General features: G+C 75.7%; 21 protein-coding genes and 1 pseudogene. 5 read left to right on the forward strand and 17 right to left on the reverse strand.

Annotated elements, in window-relative coordinates:
• Positions 1-13: 13 nt before the first annotated feature.
• From der to BM048_RS13810, 10 genes and pseudogenes are all read right to left on the reverse strand, one after another.
• A complete protein-coding gene (gene der, locus BM048_RS13760) occupies positions 14-1,498 on the reverse strand; it encodes a ribosome biogenesis GTPase Der (RefSeq protein ID WP_090033914.1) in 1,485 nt (494 codons plus the stop codon).
• Between the two features lie 183 nt (positions 1,499-1,681).
• Positions 1,682-2,422: a lysophospholipid acyltransferase family protein gene (locus BM048_RS13765; RefSeq protein ID WP_239078866.1), complete on the reverse strand. Its 741-nt coding sequence runs from the start codon at positions 2,420-2,422 to the stop codon at positions 1,682-1,684.
• Positions 2,419-3,192, reverse strand: a complete 774-nt coding sequence (gene cmk / locus BM048_RS13770) for a (d)CMP kinase (RefSeq protein ID WP_090033916.1) — start codon at positions 3,190-3,192, stop codon at positions 2,419-2,421. The genes BM048_RS13765 and cmk overlap by 4 nt, the downstream gene beginning before the upstream one ends.
• On the reverse strand, positions 3,189-4,334 hold the full coding sequence (locus BM048_RS13775; protein WP_239078867.1) for a prephenate dehydrogenase: 1,146 nt from the start codon (positions 4,332-4,334) through the stop codon (positions 3,189-3,191). Before BM048_RS13775 ends, cmk begins: the two co-directional genes overlap by 4 nt.
• Positions 4,331-5,065 carry a pseudouridine synthase gene (locus tag BM048_RS13780; protein WP_373308431.1) on the reverse strand — a complete coding sequence of 245 codons (735 nt, stop codon included), beginning with the start codon at positions 5,063-5,065 and terminating at the stop codon, positions 4,331-4,333. The genes BM048_RS13775 and BM048_RS13780 overlap by 4 nt, the downstream gene beginning before the upstream one ends.
• Before the next feature lie 898 nt (positions 5,066-5,963).
• Positions 5,964-6,572 (reverse strand): annotated as a pseudogene (gene scpB / locus BM048_RS13790) (SMC-Scp complex subunit ScpB); the annotation flags it as partial.
• On the reverse strand, positions 6,569-7,450 hold the full coding sequence (locus tag BM048_RS13795; RefSeq protein WP_090033919.1) for a segregation and condensation protein A: 882 nt from the start codon (positions 7,448-7,450) through the stop codon (positions 6,569-6,571). The gene BM048_RS13795 and the pseudogene scpB, both read right to left, overlap by 4 nt.
• On the reverse strand, positions 7,434-8,318 hold the full coding sequence (locus BM048_RS13800; protein WP_090033921.1) for a ParA family protein: 885 nt from the start codon (positions 8,316-8,318) through the stop codon (positions 7,434-7,436). Before BM048_RS13800 ends, BM048_RS13795 begins: the two co-directional genes overlap by 17 nt.
• 50 nt (positions 8,319-8,368) lie before the next feature.
• Positions 8,369-9,337, reverse strand: a complete 969-nt coding sequence (locus tag BM048_RS13805; protein ID WP_373308434.1) for a site-specific tyrosine recombinase XerD — start codon at positions 9,335-9,337, stop codon at positions 8,369-8,371.
• Complete coding sequence (locus BM048_RS13810) at positions 9,334-10,311, reverse strand: heme o synthase (RefSeq protein ID WP_373308435.1); 978 nt, start codon at positions 10,309-10,311, stop codon at positions 9,334-9,336. Before BM048_RS13810 ends, BM048_RS13805 begins: the two co-directional genes overlap by 4 nt.
• Before the next feature lie 518 nt (positions 10,312-10,829).
• Here BM048_RS13810 and tkt point away from each other — a divergent pair.
• The 5 genes from tkt (at position 10,830) to pgl (ending at position 17,639) form a co-directional block, all read left to right on the forward strand.
• Complete coding sequence (tkt, locus tag BM048_RS13815; RefSeq protein ID WP_090033923.1) at positions 10,830-13,001, forward strand: transketolase; 2,172 nt, start codon at positions 10,830-10,832, stop codon at positions 12,999-13,001.
• A gap of 179 nt (positions 13,002-13,180) precedes the next feature.
• Entirely contained in the window at positions 13,181-14,386 is a 1,206-nt protein-coding gene (gene tal, locus BM048_RS13820; RefSeq protein ID WP_090033925.1) for a transaldolase, read from the forward strand.
• On the forward strand, positions 14,383-15,924 hold the full coding sequence (zwf, locus tag BM048_RS13825; RefSeq protein ID WP_090033926.1) for a glucose-6-phosphate dehydrogenase: 1,542 nt from the start codon (positions 14,383-14,385) through the stop codon (positions 15,922-15,924). Before tal ends, zwf begins: the two co-directional genes overlap by 4 nt.
• Positions 15,921-16,838, forward strand: coding sequence for a glucose-6-phosphate dehydrogenase assembly protein OpcA (locus BM048_RS13830; protein WP_090033999.1), 918 nt, complete (start codon positions 15,921-15,923; stop codon positions 16,836-16,838). The genes zwf and BM048_RS13830 overlap by 4 nt, the downstream gene beginning before the upstream one ends.
• A gap of 12 nt (positions 16,839-16,850) precedes the next feature.
• Positions 16,851-17,639, forward strand: coding sequence for a 6-phosphogluconolactonase (gene pgl, locus BM048_RS13835; RefSeq protein ID WP_090033927.1), 789 nt, complete (start codon positions 16,851-16,853; stop codon positions 17,637-17,639).
• 91 nt (positions 17,640-17,730) lie between these two features.
• On the opposite strand, the gene BM048_RS13840 is transcribed toward pgl, so the two are convergent.
• The 7 genes from BM048_RS13840 to BM048_RS13875 form a co-directional block, all read right to left on the reverse strand.
• Positions 17,731-18,078, reverse strand: a complete 348-nt coding sequence (locus BM048_RS13840; protein WP_090033929.1) for an RNA polymerase-binding protein RbpA — start codon at positions 18,076-18,078, stop codon at positions 17,731-17,733.
• 10 nt (positions 18,079-18,088) lie between these two features.
• Entirely contained in the window at positions 18,089-18,331 is a 243-nt protein-coding gene (gene secG, locus BM048_RS13845; RefSeq protein ID WP_090033931.1) for a preprotein translocase subunit SecG, read from the reverse strand.
• Positions 18,332-18,455: 124 nt separating this feature from the next.
• Positions 18,456-19,244 (reverse strand): triose-phosphate isomerase, encoded by a 789-nt coding sequence (tpiA, locus tag BM048_RS13850; protein ID WP_090033932.1) that lies wholly within the window; start codon positions 19,242-19,244, stop codon positions 18,456-18,458.
• A gap of 3 nt (positions 19,245-19,247) precedes the next feature.
• Positions 19,248-20,447: a phosphoglycerate kinase gene (locus tag BM048_RS13855; RefSeq protein WP_090033934.1), complete on the reverse strand. Its 1,200-nt coding sequence runs from the start codon at positions 20,445-20,447 to the stop codon at positions 19,248-19,250.
• 196 nt (positions 20,448-20,643) lie between these two features.
• The gene (gene gap, locus BM048_RS13865; protein ID WP_090033938.1) at positions 20,644-21,648 is read right to left on the reverse strand and encodes a type I glyceraldehyde-3-phosphate dehydrogenase; all 1,005 of its coding nucleotides are present in this window, start codon (positions 21,646-21,648) and stop codon (positions 20,644-20,646) included.
• 287 nt (positions 21,649-21,935) lie between these two features.
• Entirely contained in the window at positions 21,936-22,916 is a 981-nt protein-coding gene (whiA, locus tag BM048_RS13870) for a DNA-binding protein WhiA (protein WP_090033939.1), read from the reverse strand.
• Positions 22,917-23,025: 109 nt separating this feature from the next.
• Positions 23,026-24,018 carry a gluconeogenesis factor YvcK family protein gene (locus BM048_RS13875; protein ID WP_373308432.1) on the reverse strand — a complete coding sequence of 331 codons (993 nt, stop codon included), beginning with the start codon at positions 24,016-24,018 and terminating at the stop codon, positions 23,026-23,028.
• Between the last annotated feature and the right edge of the window lie 6 nt (positions 24,019-24,024).

The following is a 24,024-nucleotide window of genomic DNA, read 5'->3' on the forward strand; positions in this document are numbered from 1 at the left end:
CGCCCGCCGGACGTCAGCGCTTGCGCTTCTCCCGCACGCGGACGGCGACCTGGATCGGGGTGCCCTCGAACCCGAACGCCTCCCGCAGCCGCCGCTCGATGAACCGGCGGTACTGGGGCTCGAGGAACCCGGTCGCGAACACCACGAACCGCGGCGGCCGCGTGGCGGCCTGGGTGGCGAAGAGGATGCGCGGCTGCTTGCCGCCCCGCAGGGGGTGCGGGTGCGCGGCGACGAGCTCACCCAGGAAGGCGTTGAGCCGGCCGGTGGGGATGCGGGTGTCCCACGAGTCCAGGGACCGCTCGAGCGCGGGCACGAGCCGGTCCGTGTGCCAGCCCGTGCGCGCGGAGACGTTGACGCGGGGCGCCCAGCGGATCTGCACGAGCTCCTTCTCGATCTCGCGCTCGAGGTAGGGCCGGCGGTCCTCGTCCATGAGGTCCCACTTGTTGTAGGCGATGACGAGCGCGCGCCCGGCGTCGACGACCTGCTGGATGACGCGGGTGTCCTGCTCCGTCATCGGCTCCGAGGCGTCGAGCAGCACGACCGCCACCTCGGCCTTCTCGATGGCGGCCTGCGTGCGCAGCGAGGCGTAGAAGTCGGCCCCCGAGGTCTGGTGGACGCGGCGCCGGATGCCGGCCGTGTCGACGAAGACGTAGGGGACGCCCTTGAGCTCGACGAGCTCGTCCACCGGGTCCCGGGTGGTGCCCGCGGTGGCGTCGACGACGACCCGCTCGGCGCCCAGCACCTTGTTGAGCAGCGAGGACTTGCCGACGTTCGGCCGCCCGACGAGGGCCACCCGCCGCGGGCCGCGCACGGGTGCCCGGCCGTGCGCGGTGACCTCGGGCAGCGCGTCCATCGCGGCGTCGAGGAGGTCCCCGGTCCCGCGCCCGTGCAGCGCCGAGACGGGGTACGGCTGCCCGAGGCCGAGGCTCCACAGCTCCGCCGCCTCCGCCTCACCCCGGGGGCCGTCGACCTTGTTGGCCGCGAGCACGACGGGCTTGCCCGAGCGGCGCAGCAGGCGGACGACGCGCTCGTCGGTGTCCGTCGAGCCGACCGTCGCGTCGACGACGAAGACGACGGCGTCCGCCAGGGAGATGGCCACCTCGGCCTGCTCGGCCACGCGCGCGTCGATCCCGGCGACGTCGACCTCCCAGCCGCCGGTGTCCACGAGCGTGAACTCGCGGCCCGCCCACTCCGCGGGGTAGCTCACGCGGTCCCGGGTGACGCCGGGCTTGTCCTCGACGACCGCCTCGCGCCGGCCGAGGATGCGGTTGACCAGGGTCGACTTGCCGACGTTCGGCCGCCCGACGACGGCCAGCACGGGCCAGGCCGCGTCGGCGCCGCCGTGCTCGTCGTCGTCGTCGCCGCCCTCGAGGAGGGCGAGGTCGGCCTCGTCGAGCTCGTAGTCGGCGAGGCCGGCGCGCAGGGCGCGCTCGCGCTCCGCGTCGTCCACCGGGTCCGGGGCGTCGGGGCCGGGGGCGTCGCTCGCGTCGAGGGTCATGGGGCCATCATCCCAGGCGCCCGGCCCCCGCCGCGCACCGGCGGGCGTACGAGGTGGCAGGGCACCGAGCGAGGGCGCCGGACGGCCCCGTCCCGAGTGCCGTGCCGAGTGCCGTGCCGAGTGCCGTGCCGAGTGCCGTGCCGAGTGCCGTGCCGAGTGCCGTGCCGGGGGTCGCGTCGGGCGTCAGGGGGCGCGCCGCGCGCCGGGGTCGTCGAGCGGCAGGGGCAGCCCGGAGCGCTCCGACGCGGCGACGACGAGCGCGGCCAGGGCGGTCCGGACCTCCTCCGCGGCGCGGCCGACCGCGTCGCGGCTCGTCTCGCCGGGGCGCCGACCGACGTCCAGCGGCTCGCCGAGCTCGAGCAGCAGCCGGCGCCGCGGCGGCGGCACGTGCCCGGAGGACTCCCCCGTGCGCCGGGTGCCGAGGATCGCGACGGGGACGACGGGCGCCCCGGCGTTGACGGCGAGCCAGGCGACACCTGCGCGCGCGCTGGCGACCGCCCCGCTGCCGCGGGTGCCCTCCGGGAAGACGCCGACAGCGCCGCCCCGGCGCAGCACCGCCAGCCCCGTGGCGAGCGCCGGCCGCCCGTTGGTGCGGTCGACGCTGATCTGCCCGGCCAGGCGCAGGACGGTCCCCACCGGGCCGCGGAACATCTCCTGCTTGACGAGGATGTGCAGCGGCCGTGGCGACAGCCCGACGAGCAGCGGCCCGTCGGCCACGCCCGTGTGGTTGGCGGCGAGGATCACGGGACCGGTGCGCGGCACGCGTCCCGCGCCGACCACCTCCGTCGCCCACCAGCCGCGGGACAGCGCCCGCCCGACCTGCCGGGCCCACACCGGCCCCCACGCGGCGGGCGCCGCGGGTGCGCCGGACGCACCGGGCGCGTCGGGCGCGCCGGACACCGCCGCCGGCGGCCCGCCGCTCACGCCCGGCCCGCGGCGCGCACGACCGCGAGCAGCGCGTCCACCGTCTCCTCGAAGGAGAGGTCCGAGCTGTCGACGGTGACGACGCCGTCGGCCGCGGTGCGGAACTCGACGACGGTGGAGTCCTGCGCGTCGCGCCGGACCACCTGGTCGTGCGTCGCCGCGACGGCCGCCGCGTCGGCGGTCCCGTGCACCTCGAGCGAGCGGCGGCGCAGGCGCGCCCCCTCGCTGGCGGTGAGGAGGACGCGGACCGGGGCGTCGGGTGCGATGGCGGTGGTGATGTCGCGCCCCTCGGCGACGACGCCGCGCCCGCCCGACCAGCCGCCGGTGCGCTCGGCCGCGATGACGGCCCGCTGGCGGTCGCCGAGCGCGGCGCGCGCGTCGAGGTTGGTGGCGACCGCGCTGACGGCGGCGGAGACCTCCGTCGTGCGGATCGCCGCAGTCACGTCGTCGCCGTCGAGGAGCACGGTCGGCGCCTCGGGGTCCAGGCCCTGCTCGAGCGGCAGCGCGCGCACGGCCGCCGTGACGGCGGGGGCGTCGTCGAGCGCGACCCCCTGCCGGACGCACCACAGGGTGGCCGCGCGGTACATCGCGCCCGTGTCGAGGTACGCGAGCCCCAGCGCGCGGGCGACCGCCCGCGACACGCTCGACTTGCCCGAGCCCGAGGGCCCGTCGACCGCGACGACGAGCCCGTCGTCGGTGCTGACGTCGCCGGTGCTGACGTCGCCGGTGCTGACGTCGCCGTGGCCCCGCGGGCCGCCTGCCGTGCTCATCGGACCAGTCTCCAACCGCGGCGCGTCAGCTCCGCCTCCAGGTGCTCGGCGCTGCCGGGCAGCACCGAGATGACGGCGACGCCGACCGGGCGGCCGGCGGCGTGCTCGAGCTCGAGGTCCTCGAGGTTGACCCCCGCCTCGCCCACGTCGGTGAGCAGCCGCGCGAGCTCGCCCGGCGCGTCCGGCACCAGCACGGGCACGAGCGCGTAGGGGCGCGAGGCACCGCCGTGCTTGCCCGGGACGCGCGCGACGCCGGCGTTGCCGGCCGCGACGGCGCCCGCCAGCGCAGCCAGCGCGCCGAGTCGGACCGTCTCCGGCCCGCTCGCGGCGTCGGCCGCGGCGAGCGCGTCGAGCACGCGGTCGAGGTCCTCGCGCACCCCGAGCAGGACCGCGCGCACGGCGCCCGCGTTGGCGGCGAGGATCGAGGTCCACAGCGCCGGGTCGGACGCCGCGATGCGGGTGACGTCCCGCAGGCCCTGCCCGGCGAGCTGCAGCGCCGCGTCGTCGGCCTCCCGCAGCCGCCCCGCGACGAGGCTCGCCGCGACCTGCGGCACGTGGGAGACGAGGGCGACGGCGGCGTCGTGCTCGTCGGCGGACATGCCGACCGGCACCGCGCCGAGGTCCACCGCCAGCGCGCGTACGGCCGCCAGGGCCTCGGGCCGCGACCGGCCCGAGCCGACGACGACCCACGGCCGCCCGAGGAACAGCTCGGGCACGGCCGCCGCGGGTCCGGAGCGCTCGCGCCCCGCCATCGGGTGGGACCCGACGTAGCGCTCGAGGTCCGCGCCGGCCTCGCGCAGCTCCGCGAGCACGTGCCCCTTGACGCTCGCGACGTCCGTGACGACCGCGTGCGGGTGGGCGGCGAGCTCCGCGGCCACGACGTCGGACGTGACGTCCGGCGGCGCGGCGACGACGACGAGCGCCGGCTCCGCGTCGTCGGGCGCCGCGGGCCGGCCGGCCCCCACGTCGCGGGCGAGGGCGAGCGCGGTGCGGCTCGGGTCGTGCAGCACGACGTCGACGCCCAGGCGCACGAGGGCCAGCCCGACGGACGCGCCGAGCAGCCCTGTGCCCACGACGCGGACAGGACCGGCCGTCGCCGGGGCCGGCACGCCGGCGGTGTGCGCCGCGGCGGGGGCCGTCACAGCCCCACCGACGTCATGAGCGAGCCCACCTCCGTGCGGCTGAGCACGCGCGTCCGGCCGGGCTTGAGGTCGCCGAGCCGGATGGGGCCGACCTGGGTGCGCACGAGCTTCGTCACCGGGTGCCCCACCTCCTCCAGGAGGCGACGCACGACGCGGTTGCGCCCCTCGTGCAGCACGACCTCGACGAGCGACGCGCCCGCCACCTGCTGCACGAGGCGGACCTTGTCGGGGTGCACCGGGCCGTCCTCGAGCTCGACGCCGGCCTGCAGGCGCGCGAGCGTGCCGGGCGTGACGCGGCCCTCGACCTCCGCGAGGTACGTCTTGGGCACGCCGTGCGCCGGGTGCGCGAGCCGGTTGGCGAGCTCGCCGTCGTTCGTCAGCAGGAGCAGGCCCTCCGTCTCGGCGTCGAGGCGCCCGACGTGGAACAGCCGCTCGGGGCGGTCGGCGACGAGGTCGGCCAGCGACGGCCGGCCGTTCTCGTCGTGCATCGTCGAGACGACGCCGCGGGGCTTGTTCAGGGCGATCGTCACCGCCGACTCGTCGAGCTGCACGCGCATGCCGTCGAGGTGGATGACGGCGGTCCGCGGGTCGACCCGCACGCCGAGCTCGGTGACGACGCTGCCGTCCACCGTCACGCGGCCGGAGGCGATGAGGTTCTCGCACGCGCGGCGCGAGCCGAGGCCCGCCGCCGCCAGGACCTTCTGCAGGCGCGTGCCGTCCGGGTCGTGCACGTCGATCTCCGGCAGCGCCGCCGGGCGGGGACCGCGCGGCGCGCCGGCGACGCGCGCGGCCGGGCGACGCGCACCGGCGCCCGCACCAGCACCAGCAGCACCGCGCTGGCCTCGGGCGCCCGGGCCGGGGCCGCCCTTGCCCGGCACCCGGCCGCCGGCACGCGCCGGGGCGCGCGACGCTGCCCGCGGACCCGCGGACGACGACCGGTCCTCGCGCTCCGGCCGTCCCTCCCGCTCGGACCGGGACGCAGGGGCCCGGTCGTCACGCCGGGTGTCACGGCGGTCGTCGCGCCGGTCGTCACGAGCCCCGTACCCCGCGCGCGAGGCGCCCGGACGCCGGTCGTCACGCCGGTCGTCACGCCTGTCGTCACGCCGGTCGTCACGCCGGTCGTCACGGCGGTCGTCACGCCGGTCGTCACGCCTGTCGTCACGCCGGTCGTCACGAGCGCCGTACGACGCGCGGGGTGCGCCCGGGCGGCGGTCGTCGCGCGGGCCGCCACCACGCTCGTCGCCGCGGCCGGCGCCCCGGCCGCCGGACGGACCGGCGCCGCGCGCGCCGCCCTGACCACCGTCACGACCGCCGCGGCCACGGCCCTGACCGCTGCCCCGTGCGCCGCCCTGGCCGGCACCACGTCCGGCGCCCTGCCCCGGTCGGCCGCCGCCGCGGGCACCGCCGCCCGCGCCGCCGCGTCCGCCGCCACCCGTGCCGGGGCCGCGGCCGCGGCCGCCTCGTGCGTCACTCATCGTCGTCGTCCGTCCTGTCGTCGTCGGACCCGTCCCGGGCCCGGTCGTGCGCGTCGTGCCGTCCGCCCTGCTCGTCCCCCGGCGGCGGGCCCGAGGCGCCGCCGCGCGCGGTGGCGCCCGCCGTCCCGGCCGTGCGGAGCCCGCGCGACCCGGAACCGGCCTCGTCGAGGTCTCCCACCTCCGGCAGGTAGGGGGCGAGCGGCGGCAGGTCGTCGAGGGTGCCGAGCCCCAGCCGCTCGAGGAAGTATCCCGTGGTCCCGTAGAGCACCGCACCGGTGGTCGCGTCCTGACCCACCTCGGCGACGAGCCCGCGGGCCGTCAGCGTCCGCATGACGCCGTCCACGCTCACGCCACGGACGGCCGAGACCTGCCCCCGCGTCACCGGCTGCCGGTACGCGACGACGGCCAGCGTCTCCAGGGCCGCCTGCGTCAGGCGCGCCTGCTGCCCGTCGAGCACGAACCGCCCGACGACGTCGCCGTGGGCCGCCGAGGACCAGATCCGCCAGCCACCCGCCACCTCACGGAGCTCGAAGCCGCGGGGCCGGCCGCCGCCGGCGCCGGCGTACTCGTCGGCCAGCTCGGCCAGGAGCGCGCGGACCTGCGGCACCGGCAGCCCCAGCACCGCGGCGAGCCGCACGGCGGGCACGGGCTCGTCGGCGACGACGAGCACCGCCTCCAGCGCGGCCGCCGCCCCACCCGGCAGGGACGCGACGTCGGGGCCCTCCTCGGCGCCCAGGTCGGCACCCGCGTCCGGCGTGCTCACGCCGGCCCCTCCCCGCCGGCACGCGGCGCGAGGTCCTCCGCGTCGAAGTCCCCGGCCACGCGGACGCCACCGGCGGCGCTGCCCGTCCACCGCACGGTCAGCTCGCCCAGAGGCTGCACCTGCTCGAACGCCACCGCGCCCTCGCGGAACAGCTCGAGCAGGGCGAGGAACCGGGCGACGACCACGAGCGTGCCGTCGGCGTCGCCCACCAGCGTGCGGAACGAGGCGCTGCCGCTGCGTCGCAGCCGGGCGACGAGGACGTCGGCCTGCTCGCGGACGCTGACGGGCGGCGCGTGCAGGTGCGCCAGGTCGACGCCCGGCGGTGCCGGGCGCGGCGCCAGGGCCCGGGCCGCCAGGGCCGCGAGCTGCTCGGGGCCGATGCTCAGGACGAGCTCGGGCAGGAGGGCGGCGAGCTGCGGCTCGAGCGCGACCTGCCGCGGGAACCGCCGGGACTCGCGCAGGAGGCGCTCCTCCAGGTCGGCCGCGACCTGCTTGTACGCCCGGTACTGCAGCAGCCGCGCGAACAGCAGGTCCCGCGCCTCGAGCAGCTCGAGGTCCTCGGCGTCCTCGATCTCCGCGCTCGGCAGCAGGCGCGCGGCCTTGAGGTCCAGCAGCGTGGCCGCGACGAGGAGGAACTCGCTGACCTGTCCCAGGTCCCAGTCCCCCGCGCTCTCCCGGGCGCGCAGGTGGGCGATGAAGTCGTCGGTCACCCGCGCGAGCGCCACCTCGGTGATGTCGAGCTTGTGCCGGGCGATGAGGCCCAGCAGCAGGTCGAACGGGCCCTCGAAGTTGTCGAGGCGGACGGCGAAACCGGTCCCGCCCGCCGGGGCGTCGGCGGCGGGACCCGGCCGGACGGTGGCCTCAGGCGGCGTCGCCACGGGCCACGAGCTCGCGCGCGAGCTGGCGGTAGGCGGCGGCGCCGGGGTGGTTCGGGGCGTAGGACGTGATGGGTTCCGCGGCCACCGTCGCGTCCGGGAACTTCACCGTCCGCCCGATGACGGTGTGCAGGAGCGTGTCGCCGAACGCCTCGTGCACGCGGGCGACGACCTCGCGGGCGTGCAGCGTCCGCGAGTCGAACATCGTCGCGAGGATCCCGTCGACCTGCAGCCGCGGGTTCAGCCGGTCGCGCACCTTCTCGATCGTCTCGACGAGGAGGGCCACGCCGCGCAGCGCGAAGAACTCGCACTCGAGCGGGATGAGCACCCCGTGCGCGGCCGTGAGCGCGTTGACGGTCAGCAGCCCGAGCGAGGGCTGGCAGTCGACGAGCACCACGTCGTACTCGTCCATGACGGGGCGCAGCACGCGGGACAGGACCGACTCGCGCGCCACCTCCCCGACGAGCTGCACCTCGGCCGCGGACAGGTCGATGTTCGCCGGGAGCAGGTCGAGGTTCTCGACGGCGGTGCTGCGCAGCACCTCCCGCACGTCGAGGCCGCGCTCCATCAGCAGGTTGTAGATCGTCGTGTCGAGCTCGTGCGGGCTGGTGCCCAGCCCGACGGACGCGGCGCCCTGCGGGTCGAAGTCGACGACGAGCACCCGTCGGCCGTACTCGGCCAGCGCGGCGCCGAGGTTGATCGTCGTCGTCGTCTTGCCGACGCCGCCCTTCTGGTTGCACATCGCGATGACCCGGGCCGGGCCGTGCGCCGCCAGGGGCGCGGGGACCGGGAAGTCGGGGACGGGACGGCCCGCCGGGTCCAGGCGCTGCTCGCCGGGACCTGCCGTGACCTGCTCGCTCGTGCCGCTCATGCGCTCGTCCCGCTCACCACCCGGACAACCTACCGGAGCCCAACCCCGCGTCAGCGCGCCCGGGGGTGCGCCGTCGTGTAGACCTCGCGCAGCGTGTCCCGGGTCACCAGGGTGTACACCTGCGTCGTCGTGACCGAGGCGTGGCCGAGCAGCTCCTGCACCACCCGCACGTCGGCGCCGCCCGCCAGCAGGTGCGTGGCGAACGAGTGCCGGAGCGTGTGCGGGGACAGGTGCGGGGCCTGGGCGAGCCCGGCGCGGCCGGCCGCCGCGCGCAGCGCCGCCCACGCGCTCTGGCGGCTCAGCCGTGCGCCGCGCGTGTTGCAGAACACCGCCGGCGTGCCGCGGCCGGCGGCCACCAGCGCCGGCCGTCCCCGGACGAGGTACGCCTCGAGCGCGCCGAGCGCGAAGGACCCGACGGGTACGACGCGCTCCTTGCCCCCCTTGCCGCGCAGCAGCACGGACGCGCGCCCCGGCGAGGTGTCGAGGTCGTCGAGGTCGAGGCCGACGGCCTCCGAGATCCGGGCACCGGTTGCGTAGAGCAGCTCGAGCAGCGCGCGGTCGCGCAGCGGACCCGGGCCCTCCCCCGTCCCCGCCGCCTCGAGCAGGCGCTCGACGTCCTCGACCGGCACGGCCTTGGGCAGGCGCCGGGGCTGCGCGGGCGGACGGACCGCCCGCGCGGCGTCGGCGGGGACGGCGCCCTCCAGGAGCCAGAACCGGTGCCAGCCGCGGACGGCCACGACGGCGCGGGCCGCCGAGGACGCGGAGAGCGCCGCACGGCCGTCGGACCCGGACCGCAGGACGCGGACGTAGGCCGTCACGTCGGCCTCCGCGACCTGGTCCGGCGCCGTGCGCCCGGATGCCGTCAGGTGCCGGGCGTACCGCGCGAGGTCCCGCCGGTAGGCGGCCAGGGTGTTGGCCGACAGGCCGCGCTCGACCTGCAGGTGGGCCAGGTACTGCTCCAGCGACGCGCGGAGCGCCGGTGCGACGTCCTCGTCGCCGGCTGCCGCCACCTCCGTCAGAAGGGCAGGAACACGTCGACGACCACGGCCACCGAGAGAGCGGTGAGGTAGGTGATCGACGCGTGGAACACGGTCATCTCCTTGAGCCGCCCAGCCTGCGGGTCGCGCGCGCGCCGCAGCAGGCCCAGGCACAGCGCGAGGAACCACACGCCGAGCCCCAGGGCGACCACGCCGTAGACCCAGGTCATCCCGGCGACCGGCACGAGCAGCAGGCTGCACGCGATCATCGCCAGGGTGTGCCCGACCATCTCGCGGGCGACCCGCGTGTCCGCCGCCACGACGGGCAGCATCGGCACGCCCGCCGCCGCGTAGTCGCGGCGGAACTTCATCGACAGCGGCCAGTAGTGCGGCGGCGTCCAGAAGAAGACGACGCCGAACAGCACGAGCGGCGCCCAGCCGACACCGCCGGTGACCGCCGACCACCCGATGAGCACCGGCATGCAGCCGGCCGAGCCGCCCCAGACGATGTTCTGCGACGTCCGCCGCTTGAGGATCATCGTGTAGCCGACGACGTAGATGAGCACGGCCGCGGCGGCGAGCAGCGCGGAGACCGGGTTGACGAGCGTCCAGAGCCACACGAGGGACACGACGCCCAGCACGAGCCCGAAGACGAGCGTCTCGCGCGGCGTGACCGCGCCCGTGATGGTCGGCCGCCGGCGGGTGCGGTGCATGACGGCGTCGATGTCGCGGTCGAGGTAGCAGTTGAGGACGTTCGCGGCGCCCGCGGCCATGGCCCCGCCGACGAGGGTCGCCAGCACCAGCCCGAGCGGGGGCAGGCCGCCGGCGGCCAGCACCATGGTGGGGACGGTGGTGATGAGCAGCAGCTCGATCACCCGCGGCTTCGTCAGCGCGACGTACGCACCGACCTTGCCCCGCAGCCGCCCGCGTCCCGCGGCGGGCTGCCGGCCGTCACCGGCGCGCTGCGGCCCCGCGGTGACGGGCACGGCCTCGACGGCCTCGACGGCGTCGCCGATGACGGGTGCGGGAGCCCCCGCGGGCAGGGACGACGCCGGAGCGGCCTCGGTCGTCAGGGTTCTGCGTGGACGCACGCGGTGCGGCTCCGTTCCTCGTCCGGGGCACCGGGGTGCCGGGTCGACGTCCTGCACGACCGCCGGGTGCCGCACGCGGCGGTCCGGGCCCGCGGGCGTGCGGGCAGGTCGGGGGGTGCTGGGACCCCGCCATGGTACGCCCGCGGCGCGCCGCCACGGGCGTGCGGGCGCACGTCACGTCGCGGCCCGGCCACAGGTCGGCGCACCGGCCCGGGGCAGATCGGACCGATCCGGCGTCCCACCCCCTGGACGGCTCGGTCGGCGGGGCCGGGGGCGGGAGGTCTAGGCTCGCGGCGGGGACGGCAGCGGCGCGCCCGTGGTGCCGCGGCAGCCTGCCGTCGTGCCACCTGCGCACCGTCCCGTGCCCGTCGTACGCCCGTCGTCCCGGCACCCGGTGCCGGAGCCCCCTGACGCCCGCCGGTCGCGGGCGGGAATGAGGACATGTGAACGTCCAGGCCCCTGCTGCTCCGTCGGTCGGGTGGACCGACCTCGACCGCAAGGCGGTCGACACGGTCCGCGTCCTCGCCGCCGACGCCGTCGAGAAGGTCGGCAACGGCCACCCCGGCACCGCGATCAGCCTGGCCCCGGCCGCGTACCTCCTCTACCAGAACGTCATGCGGCACGACCCCGCGGACCCGCACTGGACGGGCCGGGACCGCTTCGTCCTGTCCTGCGGCCACTCGAGCCTGACGCAGTACATCCAGCTCTACCTGGGCGGCTGGGGCCTGGAGCTCGAGGACCTGGAGGCCCTGCGCACCTGGGACTCCAAGACCCCGGGCCACCCGGAGTTCCGCCACACCACCGGCATCGAGATCACCACCGGCCCCCTGGGCCAGGGGCTCGCCTCGGCCGTGGGCTTCGCGATGGCGGCCCGCCGGGAGCGCGGCCTGCTCGACCCCGACGCGGCACCGGGTACCAGCCCGTTCGACCACTTCGTCTACGTGCTGGCCTCCGACGGCGACCTGCAGGAGGGCGTCACCTCCGAGGCCTCGTCGGTCGCGGGCACCCAGCAGCTGGGCAACCTCGTCGTCGTCTGGGACGACAACCGCATCTCCATCGAGGGCGACACGCAGATCGCGTTCACCGAGGACGTCGCCGCGCGCTACGGCGCGTACGGCTGGCACGTGCAGACGGTGGACTGGCTGACCGGGCCCGACGGCTACCACGAGGACGTCGACGCCCTCTACGCCGCGATCGAGGCGGCCAAGGCGGTCACGGACCAGCCCTCCTTCATCCAGCTCCGCACGATCATCGCCTGGCCCTCGCCGAAGAAGCAGGGCACGCACGGCGCGCACGGCTCGAAGCTGGGCACGGACGAGGTCAAGGGCCTCAAGGAGGTCCTCGGCTTCGACCCGGAGAAGAGCTTCGACGTCGCGCCGGAGGTCATCGAGCACACGCGCGGCCTGTCGCAGCGCACCGCCGAGGCCAAGGCCCGCTGGCAGGAGTCGTACGACGCGTGGCGCAGCGCGAACCCCGAGCGGGCGGCGCTGCACGACCGGCTCGAGGCCGGCACCCTGCCCGAGGGCTGGGCGGACGCCCTGCCGACGTTCGAGGCCGGCAAGGCCGTCGCGACGCGCCAGGCGTCCGGCGAGGTGCTCTCCGCGCTCGCGCCCGTCCTGCCCGAGCTGTGGGGCGGCTCCGCCGACCTCGCGGGCTCCAACAACACGACGATGAAGGGCGAGCCGTCCTTCATCCCCGCCAAGTACTCCACGAAGGAGTTCTCGGGCGACGAGTACGGCCGCACGCTGCACTTCGGCATCCGCGAGCACGCGATGGGCGCGATCCTGTCCGGCATCCGGCTGCACGGGAACACCCGGCCGTACGGCGGCACGTTCTTCACCTTCTCGGACTACATGCGCGGCTCCGTCCGCCTCGCCGCCCTCATGGGCGTGCCGGTCACGTACGTGTGGACGCACGACTCCATCGGCCTGGGTGAGGACGGCCCGACGCACCAGCCGGTCGAGCACCTCGCGGCGTGCCGCGCCATCCCCGGCCTGGCCGTGGTGCGCCCGGCCGACGCCAACGAGACGGCCGCTGCCTGGAAGGCGCTGCTCGAGCGCACCGACGGCCCGGTCGGCCTCGTGCTGACCCGGCAGAACGTGCCGACGTTCCCCCGCGGCGAGGACGGCTTCACGTCCGCCGACGGCGTGGCCCGCGGCGCGTACGTGCTGCTCGACGCCTCGTCGGGCACGCCGGACGTCATCCTCCTGGCGACGGGCTCCGAGGTGCAGCTCGCCGTCGAGGCGCGCACCACCCTCGAGGCGGCGGGCGTCGCCACGCGCGTGGTGTCCGCGCCGTCGCTGGAGTGGTTCGCCGAGCAGGACGCGGAGTACCGCGAGCAGGTGCTGCCGAAGGCCGTGCGCGCCCGCGTGTCGGTCGAGGCGGGGCTGGCCCTGTCCTGGCACAAGCTCGTCGGCGACGCCGGCCGCAGCGTGTCGCTCGAGCACTACGGGGCGTCCGCCGACTACGAGACGCTGTACCGCGAGTTCGGCATCACGGCCGAGGCCGTCGTGGCCGCGGCGCACGAGTCGCTGGCCGCCGCCCGCGGCGACGCCGACCCGTCGTCCGACTCCGGCACGCCCGACCGCAGCGGCACGGGCGACCAGCAGGCCTGACCCGCGGTGCCGGGCGCGCCCGGCACCCGACCGCCGGGCCCCGCCCGGCACGGACCCACCCCTCGGCGGGGCGTCGCACCTGACGACGCACACGTCGCCACCGCGACGCCCCGCCCCGCGGACCCCACCGGCCGCGCACCCCACGGGCGCGCCGACCGCAGACGCAAGGAGGACCACCGATGTCCGAGCAGAGCACGCAGGAGACCACCGGCCAGGGCACGCCGAAGGCCGAGGACCGCGGTGCGCGCAGCGCGCCGCTCGACCGCCTCGTGCAGGAGGGCGTCGCCGTCTGGCTCGACGACCTGTCCCGGGAGCGGCTGCGCACCGGCAACCTCGCCGACCTCGTGGCCCACCACGGCGTCGTCGGGGTGACGACGAACCCCTCGATCTTCGCCTCGGCGCTCGCCAAGGGCGACGCCTACGACGAGCAGCTGCGCGAGCTGGCCGCCCAGGGCGCCGACGTCGAGGACGCGGTCTTCCGCATCACCACGGACGACGTCCGCGAGGCGGCCGACGTCCTGCGCCCGGTGTACGACGCCACGGACGGCGTCGACGGCCGCGTGTCCATCGAGGTCGACCCGCGGCTCGCCCGTGACACGGAGAAGACGGTCGCGTCCGCGAAGGCGCTGTGGTCGACGGTGGACCGCCCCAACGTCTTCATCAAGATCCCCGCGACGATCGAGGGCCTGCCGGCCATCACCGCGGTCCTGGCCGAGGGCATCAGCGTCAACGTCACGCTCATCTTCTCCCTCGAGCGCTACCGCGCCGTGCTCGACGCGTTCCTCACGGGTCTCGAGCAGGCGAAGGAGAAGGGCATCGACCTCGCGCCCGTCGCCTCCGTCGCCTCGTTCTTCGTCAGCCGGGTCGACGCGGCGATCGACAAGAGGCTCGACGAGCTCGGCACCGAGGAGGCCGCCGCGCTGCGCGGCAAGGCCGCCCTGGCCAACGCCCGCCTCGCCTACGGCGCGTACCAGGAGGTCGCCGCCTCCGACCGGTGGAAGGCCCTGGCCGCCGCCGGCGCCAAGCCGCAGCGACCGCTGTGGGCGTCGACCGGCGTCAAGGACCCGGCGTACCCCGACACGCTGTACGTGCAGGAGCTCGTCGTCGCCGGCGTCGTCAACACGATGCCCGCCGGCACGCTCGAGGCGACGGAGGACCACGCGGAGATCACCGGCGACACGGTCACCGGTCGGACCGAGGAGTCGCAGGAGGTCGTCGACCGGCTCGCGGCCCTCGGCGTCTCCCTCGACGAGGTGACGGAGGCCCTCGAGGTCGACGGCCTGCAGAAGTTCGACCAGGCCTGGGAGCAGCTCCTCGGCACGGTGCGCGACGGGCTCGGCGGCGCCCAGGAGGCGGTGGCCAGCGGGTCCGGGGCGTCCCGGTGAGGCCCGCCAAGGTCGCACCCGGCCGCAACCCGCTGCGGGACCCGCGGGACCGGCGCCTGCCGCGCATCGCCGGCCCCTGCGGGCTCGTCATCTTCGGCGTCACCGGCGACCTGGCGCGCAAGAAGCTCATGCCGGCCGTCTACGACCTCACCAACCGCGGCCTGCTCCCGCCCGGGTTCGCCCTGACGGGCTTCGCCCGGCGGGACTGGGAGACGCAGGACTTCGCGCAGATCGTCCACGACTCCGTCCGCGAGCACGCCCGCACGCCGTTCCACGAGGCGACGTGGCGCCAGCTCGCGGAGGGCATCCGCTTCGTCCAGGGCTCCTTCGACGACGACGCCGCGTTCGACCAGCTGGCCGCGACGGTCGAGGAGCTCGACGTGAAGCGCGGCACCGGCGGCAACCACGCGTTCTACCTGTCGGTGCCGCCGAGCCAGTTCCCCGTCGTCTGCGAGCAGCTGTCCCGGTCGGGCCTGTCGCAGCCGAAGGAGGGCACCTGGCGCCGCGTGGTCATCGAGAAGCCCTTCGGGCACGACCTCAAGAGCGCGCAGGAGCTGGACCGCGTCGTCTCCTCGGTCTTCCGACCGGACGACGTGTTCCGGATCGACCACTACCTGGGCAAGGAGACGGTCCAGAACCTCCTGGCCCTGCGGTTCGCGAACCAGCTCTTCGAGCCGATCTGGAACGCCAACTACGTCGACCACGTGCAGATCACGATGGCCGAGGACATCGGCATCGGCGGGCGCGCGGGGTACTACGACGGCATCGGCGCGGCGCGCGACGTCATCCAGAACCACCTCCTGCAGCTCCTGGCGCTCACCGCCATGGAGGAGCCCGTCTCCTTCGAGGCGGCGGACCTGCGGGCGGAGAAGATCAAGGTCCTCTCGGCGGTCCGGCTCCCGCGCGACCTCGGCCGGCACACCTCGCGCGGGCAGTACGCCGCGGGGTGGCAGGGCGGCGAGCAGGTCGTCGGGTACCTGGAGGAGGAGGGGTTCAACCCCGCCTCCACCACGGAGACCTTCGCGGCCGTGCGCCTGGACATCGACACCCGCCGCTGGGCCGGCGTGCCGTTCTACCTGCGCACCGGGAAGCGCCTCGGCCGCCGCGTCACCGAGATCGCGGTCGTGTTCAAGCGCGCGCCGCACCTGCCCTTCGAGTCGACCGCCACGGAGGAGCTGGGCAAGAACGCCCTGGTCATCCGCGTGCAGCCCGACGAGGGCGTCACGCTGCGGTTCGGCGCCAAGGTGCCCGGCACCGCCATGGAGGTGCGCGACGTCACGATGGACTTCGGGTACGGGCACTCGTTCACCGAGTCCTCGCCGGAGGCCTACGAGCGCCTCATCCTCGACGTGCTCCTCGGCGACCCGCCGCTGTTCCCGCGCCAGGAGGAGGTCGAGCTGTCCTGGAAGGTCCTCGACCCGATCACGGCGTACTGGGCCTCGAAGGGCAAGCCCGACCAGTACCGCGCCGGCACCTGGGGACCGGCGTCGGCCGACGCGATGATGGCCCGTGACGGCCGCCAGTGGAGGAGACCGTGATCATCCACCTGCCGGGCACCACGACCCGGGCGATCAACAAGCGCCTCATCGAGGAGCGCGACGAGGGCGGCGCCGTCGCCCTCGGGCGCGTGCTGACCCTCGTGATCGACGCCGAGGACCAGGACCCCGAGGTCGCCATCGCGGCGGCCAACGAGGCGAGCCGGGAGCACCCCTGCCGCGTCATCGTCCTGGCCCGCAGCGCCGAGCCCGCCGAGAGCACCCTCGACGCGGAGATCCGGCTGGGCGGTGACGCCGGCGCGAGCGAGGTCGTCATCCTGCGGCCGTCCCGCGCGATCGCGGCGGACGACGACACCCTCGTCATGCCCCTGCTCCTGCCGGACGCCCCCATCGTCACGTGGTGGCCGTTCGAGGTGCCGGACAACCCCGCGGCGCACCCGCTGGGCCGCATGGCGCAGCGCCGGATCACGGACACGTCCGCCACCTCGCAGCCCGGGCCGGCCCTGCGCCGCCTGGCGACGGTCCACGCGGAGGGCGACACGGACATCGCCTGGGCGCGGACCACCCTGTGGCGGGGGCTCATCGCGGCGACGCTGGAGCAGCCGCCGTTCGAGCCCGTGCTCGAGGCGTCGGTCTCCGGCGAGAGCACGCACCCGTCCGTCGACCTCATGGCCGGCTGGCTGGCGTGGTCGCTCAAGTGCCCCGTGCGCGTCGAGCGCATCGAGGGCGCGCCGGCGATCACGCAGGTGCGGCTGCACCGGGCGTCCGGGGACATCGTGCTCGACCGTCCCGACGGCAAGACGGCCGCGCTCATCAAGCCGGACCAGCCGGAGCACCGGATCGCCCTGCCCATCCGTCAGCTCCGCGAGTGCCTGGCCGAGGAGCTGCGCCGCCTCGACGCCGACGAGGTGTACGGCGAGACCCTCACGCGCGGCCTCGCCCTCATCGACGCCTGACCCGGAGGACGCATGACCACGCCCCACCCGCTGCGCGACGTCGTCGTGCACCCCGACGCCGCGACGCTCGCGGAGGCGACGGCCGCCCGGCTGCTCACCGCGGTCCTCGACGCCCAGTCCCACCACCGGCCCGTGCACCTCGTGCTCACCGGCGGCACGGTCGGGATCAGGACGCTCGCGGCCGTCGCCGCCAACCCCGTGCGGGACGCCGTCGACTGGACGGGCGTGCACCTGTGGTGGGGCGACGAGCGGTTCGTGCCCGCCGGGGACCCCGACCGCAACGAGACGCAGGCGCGGGAGGCGCTGCTCGACACACTCGGCGACGCCCTCCCGGCCGCCAACGTCCACGCCGTGCCGGCCGCAGACGTGGTCGGCGACCCCGAGGCGGCGGCCGCCGCCTACGCGGAGGAGCTGGCGGCGCACGCCCCGGAGGGCGCCGCCCTGCCGGAGCTGGACGTCCTCCTGCTCGGCATGGGGCCCGACGGCCACGTGGCCTCGCTGTTCCCGGACCATCCCGGGCTCGACGTGGTCGGGCGCACGACCACGGGGGTGCACGACTCCCCCAAGCCGCCCCCGCTGCGGGTCTCGCTCACCTTCGAGGCGATCCGCAGCGCGCGGGAGGTGTGGGTCGTCGCCGCCGGCGAGGAGAAGGCCGACGCCGTGGCCGCCGCCCTCGGGGACGGACCGGTCGCCCAGGTGCCGGCGGCAGGCGCGGTCGGCCGTGAGCGGACGCGCTGGCTGCTGGACGTGGCCGCAGCGTCACGCTCGGCGTCGGACGCCGGCACGCCCGCGGCGGGCTGACCCGGCTGGCGTGCGACGAGGGGGCCCCGACCGGTCATCCGGTCGGAACCCCCTCGTCGCATCGGTCGTGCGCGGCGTGGGCGCCGGGCGGTCAGCGACCCCGGCGGGCCCGCAGCGCGGCCAGCGCCTCGTCGAGGATGGCCGCGCCGTCCTCGTCGGAACGCCGCTCCTTCACGTACGCCAGGTGCGTCTTGTACGGCTCGGTCCGCGACGGGCTCGGCGGGTTCGCCTGGTCCTGCCCCGCCGGGAAGCCGCAGCGCGGGCAGTCCCAGGTCACGGGCGCCTCGGCGGACGCCTCCTCCGCGAAGGACGGCCGCGTCTCGTGGCCGTTCGCGCACCAGTAGGAGATCCAGACGCGAGGGGCCGCGTCGCCGCGCTCCGCCTCGCCCATCGGGCCGGCTCCGACCCGCGACCCCCTGATCGCACTCCCGCTCGCCATGGCGTCCCCCTCAGCTGAAGCGCTCGACGAGGCCGAGCAGCACGATGACCACGGTCCACACGAGTGCGACCCCGACGGTGATGCGGTTGAGGTTGCGCTCGGCGACCCCGGAGCTCGCGGCGCCGGACGTGACGCCGCCGCCGAACATGTCGGACAACCCGCCGCCGCGGCCCTTGTGCAGGAGCACGAGGGGGACCAGCAGCAGGCTGGAGAGGACGAGCAGCACCTGGAGGGTGATGCGGAGTGCGTTCACGAGGTGGCTTTCCTGTCGTCCGACGGTGAGGCGGGCACAAGGGTAGGCGACGATCCCGCGGGCGGGCCAGCAGCCCGCCCGCGGGTCGTCACCCGGTCGGGCGATCGTCCGTGCGGTCGACCGGTCAGGCCGCGGCGGCCCGGAAGCTGGCGATCCGCGCGAACTCCTCGGGGTCGAGGCTCGCGCCGCCGACGAGCGCGCCGTCGACGTCGGGCTTGGCCATGATCGAGGCGACGTTCGAGGACTTCACGGAGCCGCCGTAGAGCACGCGGACGGCGTCGGCGGTGCCGGCGTCGTAGAGCTCGGCGATGCGCGCGCGGATGGCGCCGCACAGCTCCTGCGCGTCCTCCGGCGTCGCCGTCTCGCCCGTGCCGATGGCCCAGACGGGCTCGTAGGCGACGACGACCTGACGCACCTGCTCGGCCGTCAGGCCCTCGAGGCCACCGTCGAGCTGAGCCAGCGTGTGCGGGACGTGCTGCCCCGCCTTGCGGACCTCGAGCTCCTCGCCGACGCAGAGGATCGGCGCGAGGCCGTGCGCCAGGGCGTTCTTCACCTTGGCGTTCGTCACCGCCTCGTCCTCGCCGTGGTACTGCCGGCGCTCGGAGTGGCCGACGGCCACGTAGGTGCAGCCCAGCTTGGCGAGGAACACCGGCGAGACCTCGCCCGTGTAGGCGCCCGACACGTGGGCGGACAGGTCCTGCGCGCCGTAGCCGAGCTCGAGGGAGTCGGCGTCCACGAGCGTCTGCACCGAGCGCAGGTCCGTGAACGGCGGCAGCACGACGACCTCGACGGCCGCGAAGTCGTGCTTCGCGTCCTTCAGGGTCCAGGCGAGCTTCTGCACCGTTTGGATCGCCTGCTGGTGGTCCAGGTTCATCTTCCAGTTGCCCGCCATGAGCGGGGTGCGGTCTGCCATGCGTCAGCCCTCCAGGACGGCGATGCCGGGGAGGGTCTTGCCCTCGAGGAACTCCAGCGACGCGCCGCCGCCGGTGGAGATGTGGCCGAAGCCGGCCTCGTCGAAGCCGAGCGTGCGCACGGCCGCGGCCGAGTCGCCGCCGCCGACGATGGTGAAGGCGCCGTTCGCGCCCGCGTCGACGAGCGCCTGGGCCACCGCGCGCGTGCCCGCGGAGAACGCCTCGAACTCGAACACGCCCGCCGGGCCGTTCCACACGATGGTCTTCGCGTCGAGCAGCTTCGACCGGAACAGCTCCTGGCTCTCCGGGCCGATGTCGAGGCCCATCTGGCCGTCGGGGATCGCGTCGGCGGCGACGACGGTGGCCGGCGCGTCGGCCGCGAACTGCGGCGCGACGACGACGTCGACCGGCAGGACGATCTCGACGCCGGACTCCTCCGCCTGCGCCAGGTAGCCCTTGACGGTGTCGACCTGGTCCTGCTCGAGCAGCGAGCTGCCCACGGAGTACCCCTTGGCGGCCAGGAACGTGAAGAGCATGCCGCCGCCGATGAGCAGGCGGTCCGCCTTCGTCAGCAGGTTGGCGATGACGCCGAGCTTGTCGGAGACCTTCGACCCGCCGAGCACGACCGCGTACGGCCGCTGCGGGTCGTCGGTCGCCTTGCGCAGGGAGTCGACCTCCTTGAGCACGAGATGCCCGACCGCGTGCGGCAGCACCTGCGCCACGTCGTAGACCGACGCCTGCTTGCGGTGCACGACGCCGAAGCCGTCGGAGACGAAGACGTCCGCGAGCCCCGCGAGCTCACCGGCGAGCTCGGCGCGCTCGGCCTCGACCTTGCTGGTCTCCCGCGGGTCGAAGCGGATGTTCTCGAGCAGCGCGATCTCGCCGTCGCCGAGCCCGGCGACGGTGGCCTTCGCCGACTCCCCCACGACGTCCTCGGCGAGCGCGACGGGCTGGCCGAGGAGCTCGGACAGCCGGGTCGCGACGGGCGCGAGCGAGTACTTCGCCTCGGGCGCGCCCTTGGGACGGCCGAGGTGCGCGGCCACGACGACGCGCGCGCCGGCGTGCAGGAGCGCCTGCAGCGTGGGCAGCGCCGCTCGGACGCGGCCGTCGTCGGTGATCGTCGTGCCGTCGAGGGGCACGTTGAAGTCGGAGCGGACGAGGACGCGCGTGCCGCGCAGGTCCCCCAGGTCCTCGATGGTCTTCATGGTCTCCTGCCGTGCTGGTGGGAGTGCTGGTGGGAGTGCTGGTGGGCGTGCTGGTGGGCGTGGTGGACGCACCGGCCACCGGCGTCGGGCCGGTGCCGGACAGCACTGCGTCCGCGGGCGCCGGGCCCCGAGGGGCGCCGGCGCGCGCGGACGCAGGGGTGCACCGGTGGTGCGGTGGTCGCGAGGACCCGTGAGGTCAGAGCCGCTCGCCGACGTAGGACGTCAGCGCGACGAGGCTGTTGGAGTAGCCCCACTCGTTGTCGTACCACGCGATGATCTTCACCAGGTCGCCGCTGACCTTCGTCAGCTTCGAGTCGAAGATGCTCTGGTGCGGGTTGGTGACGATGTCGCTGGAGACGATCTCGTCCTCGACGTACTCGAGGATGCCCTTGAGGGGGCCCTCGGCGGCGGCCTTCACCGCGGCGTTGACCTCCTCGACCGTGACCTCGCGCGAGGCGGTGAAGGTCAGGTCGGTGGCGGAGCCGGTGATCGTCGGCACGCGGAGCGCGAAGCCGTCGAGCTTGCCCTTGAGCTCGGGGAGCACGAGGGCCACGGCCTTGGCGGCACCCGTCGAGGTCGGGACGATGTTCTGCGCGGCGGCGCGGGCGCGGCGGAGGTCCTTGTGGGGGCCGTCCTGCAGGTTCTGGTCACCCGTGTAGGCGTGGATCGTGGTCATGAGGCCACGCTCGATGCCGATCGCGTCGTTGAGCGCCTTCGCCACCGGGGCGAGGCAGTTCGTCGTGCAGGACGCGTTGGAGATGATCGTGTGCGCGGCCGGGTCGTACTGCGTGTGGTTCACGCCGACGACGAAGGTCGCGTCCTCGTTCTTGGCCGGCGCGGAGATGATGACCTTCTTGGCACCGCCCGCGATGTGCGCCTTCGCCTTCTCGGCGTCCGTGAAGAAGCCCGTGGACTCGATGACGATGTCCGCGCCCAGCTCGCCCCAGGGGAGGTTGGCCGGGTCGCGCTCGGCGAGGGCCCGGATGTTCTTGCCGTCGACGACGATGTTGTTCTCGTCGTAGGACACGCTCAGCGGGAAGCGCCCGAGGACCGTGTCGTACTTCAGCAGGTGCGCGAGGGTCTTGTTGTCCGTGAGGTCGTTCACGCCGACGATCTCGATGTCGGCTCCCGAGGCGATGATCGCCCGGTAGAAGTTGCGTCCGATGCGGCCGAAGCCGTTGATGCCGACCTTGATGGTCACTTGCCCTCCTCGGCACGCGCCGACGGCGTCGGCGCACACAGTTGGTGTCGGAAGCACGCACGACGCTGTGCGTCGCCCGTGAGGATCCTCCCCCGCGCCGTGGTGCCACGCCACGCAGGTGTCCCCCCTCGGGACGGCACGAGACTACATGCGCGCCCGTCGTCGACAGGGGACGTAGGTCACGCCCTGAGACGCGACGACGGTGCGTGGGACGCGCCCGACGGGGGACGCGGGAGCCGTCCGGCCGACCCCGGTCGGCGCCGGCGCCGGCGCCCGCGGCCCGGCGGCTACAGGTCGAGCAGGTCGGGGGACAGCCCCGCCTCCGTGTCCGGGATGCCGAGGTCGGCCGCCTTGCGGTCGGCCGTGGCGAGCAGGCGCCGGATCCGCCCGGCCACGGCGTCCTTCGTCAGCGGCGGGTCCGCGAGGCGGCCGAGCTCCTCGAGCGACGCCTCCTTGTGCGCCAGGCGGAGCTCCCCCGCCTGCCGCAGGTGCTCGGGCAGGTCCTCGCCGAGGATCTCGAAGGCGCGCTCGACCCGGGCGCCCGCCGCCACCGCGGCGCGCGCCGAGCGGCGCAGGTTCGCGTCGTCGAAGTTCGCGAGCCGGTTCGCGGTGCCGCGCACCTCGCGCCGCACGCGCCGCTCCTCCCACACCAGCAGGGTCTGGTGGGCGCCGAGGCGCGCGAGCATCGCGCTGATGGCGTCCCCGTCGCGGATGACGACGCGGTCGACGCCGCGTACCTCCCGCGCCTTCGCCGGGATCTGCAGGCGTCGGGCCGCGCCGACGAGCGCGAGGGCTGCCTCGGGCCCCGGGCAGGTGACCTCGAGCGAGGCCGAGCGGCCCGGCTCGGTGAGGGACCCGTGCGCGAGGAACGCGCCCCGCCACGCCGCCTCCGCCTCCGCGACGCCCCCGGCGACGACCTGCGACGGCAGGCCCCGCACAGGGCGGCCGCGGCCGTCGAGCAGACCCGTCTGCCGGGCCAGCGCCTCGCCGTCGCGGACGACGCGCACGACGTACCGGCTGCCGCGCCGCAACCCCCCGGCGGAGACGACGATGATCTCGCTGTCGTGGCCGTAGACCTCGGCCAGCGCCTGCCGCAGCCGCCGCGCGGCCATGGACGTGTCGAGCTCGGCCTCGATGACGATGCGCCCGGAGATGATGTGCAGGCCGCCGGCGAACCGCAGCGTGGCCGCGACCTCCGCCTTGCGGGCCGACGTGCGGTCCACCGTCAGGCGGGCCAGCTCCTCCTTCACCTGCGCCGTCAGAGCCATGCGGTCATCCTGCCACCCCCCGCGGACCGTGCCGGCGCCGCCGGTGCCCCCGGCGGGGCCTCGGACACGCGGTGAGCGGGACGTCGCGCGCGGCCGTGCCGGATGTCGGTCAGGGCCCGGCGACGAACCCGTCGACGACGTCGTGGAACGCCGCGGCCAGCCGCAGGGCGTCGTGCCGGGGGGTCCCGTCACCCCGACCCACCGGCCGGATCACGAGCCGGGCACCCATCGCCTCCGCGCGCGCCCGCACGGCGTCGAGGTCCTCGACACCCGCGGCGTCGCCGATGACGGCGTGCAGCCGCAGGCCCGGGCAGTGGTCGCGCAGCACGTCGAGGTGCGCGGCCGCGTCCATGCCGGCCGTCTCCCCCTCCGGCGAGAGGTTGAGCACGAGGACCAGCCGTGCCGTGGTCCGCTCGAGGGCGTCGCGCAGCCCCGGGACCAGCAGGTGCGGGATCACCGAGGTGTACCAGGAGCCGGGGCCGAGGACGACCCAGTCCGCGCTCTCGACCGCCGCTACCGCCTCCGGGCTGGCCGGCGGGTCGGCCGGCTCCAGCCGCACCTGCCCGATGACCCCGGGGGCCGTGGCCACGCTGCTCTGCCCGCGCACCACGCGGGTGCCGTCCGCGTCCGTGACGTCGGCCTCGATCTGGAGCGGCACGGCCGCCATGGGCAGCACCCTGCCGCGCGCGCCGAGCAGCCGCCCGACCCAGTCCAGCCCCTCGACGGTGTCGCCCAGCAGCTCCCACAGCGCGACGATGAGGAGGTTGCCGACGGCGTGGCGGTCGAGGTCCCCGGCCGAGGTGAACCGGTGCTGCAGGACGTCGCGCCAGGTGCGGCCCCACTCGGAGTCGTCGCAGAGGGCCGCCAGCGCCATGCGCAGGTCCCCCGGCGGCAGCACCCCGAGCTCGGCGCGCAGCCGGCCCGAGGACCCGCCGTCGTCGGCGACCGTGACGACGGCCGTGATGCGCTCGGTCACGTGCCGCAGCGCGGTGAGCGAGGCGGACAGCCCGTGCCCGCCCCCGAGCGCCACGACCGCGGGGCCGAGCCGGTGCGGCGGGCGCGCGCCGCCCGGCTCGCGCCGGCCGCTCACCCCGCCGCTCACCCCGCC

Origin of the sequence: Cellulomonas marina (assembly GCF_900111925.1) — a bacterium.
Lineage (GTDB): Bacteria > Actinomycetota > Actinomycetes > Actinomycetales > Cellulomonadaceae > Cellulomonas > Cellulomonas marina.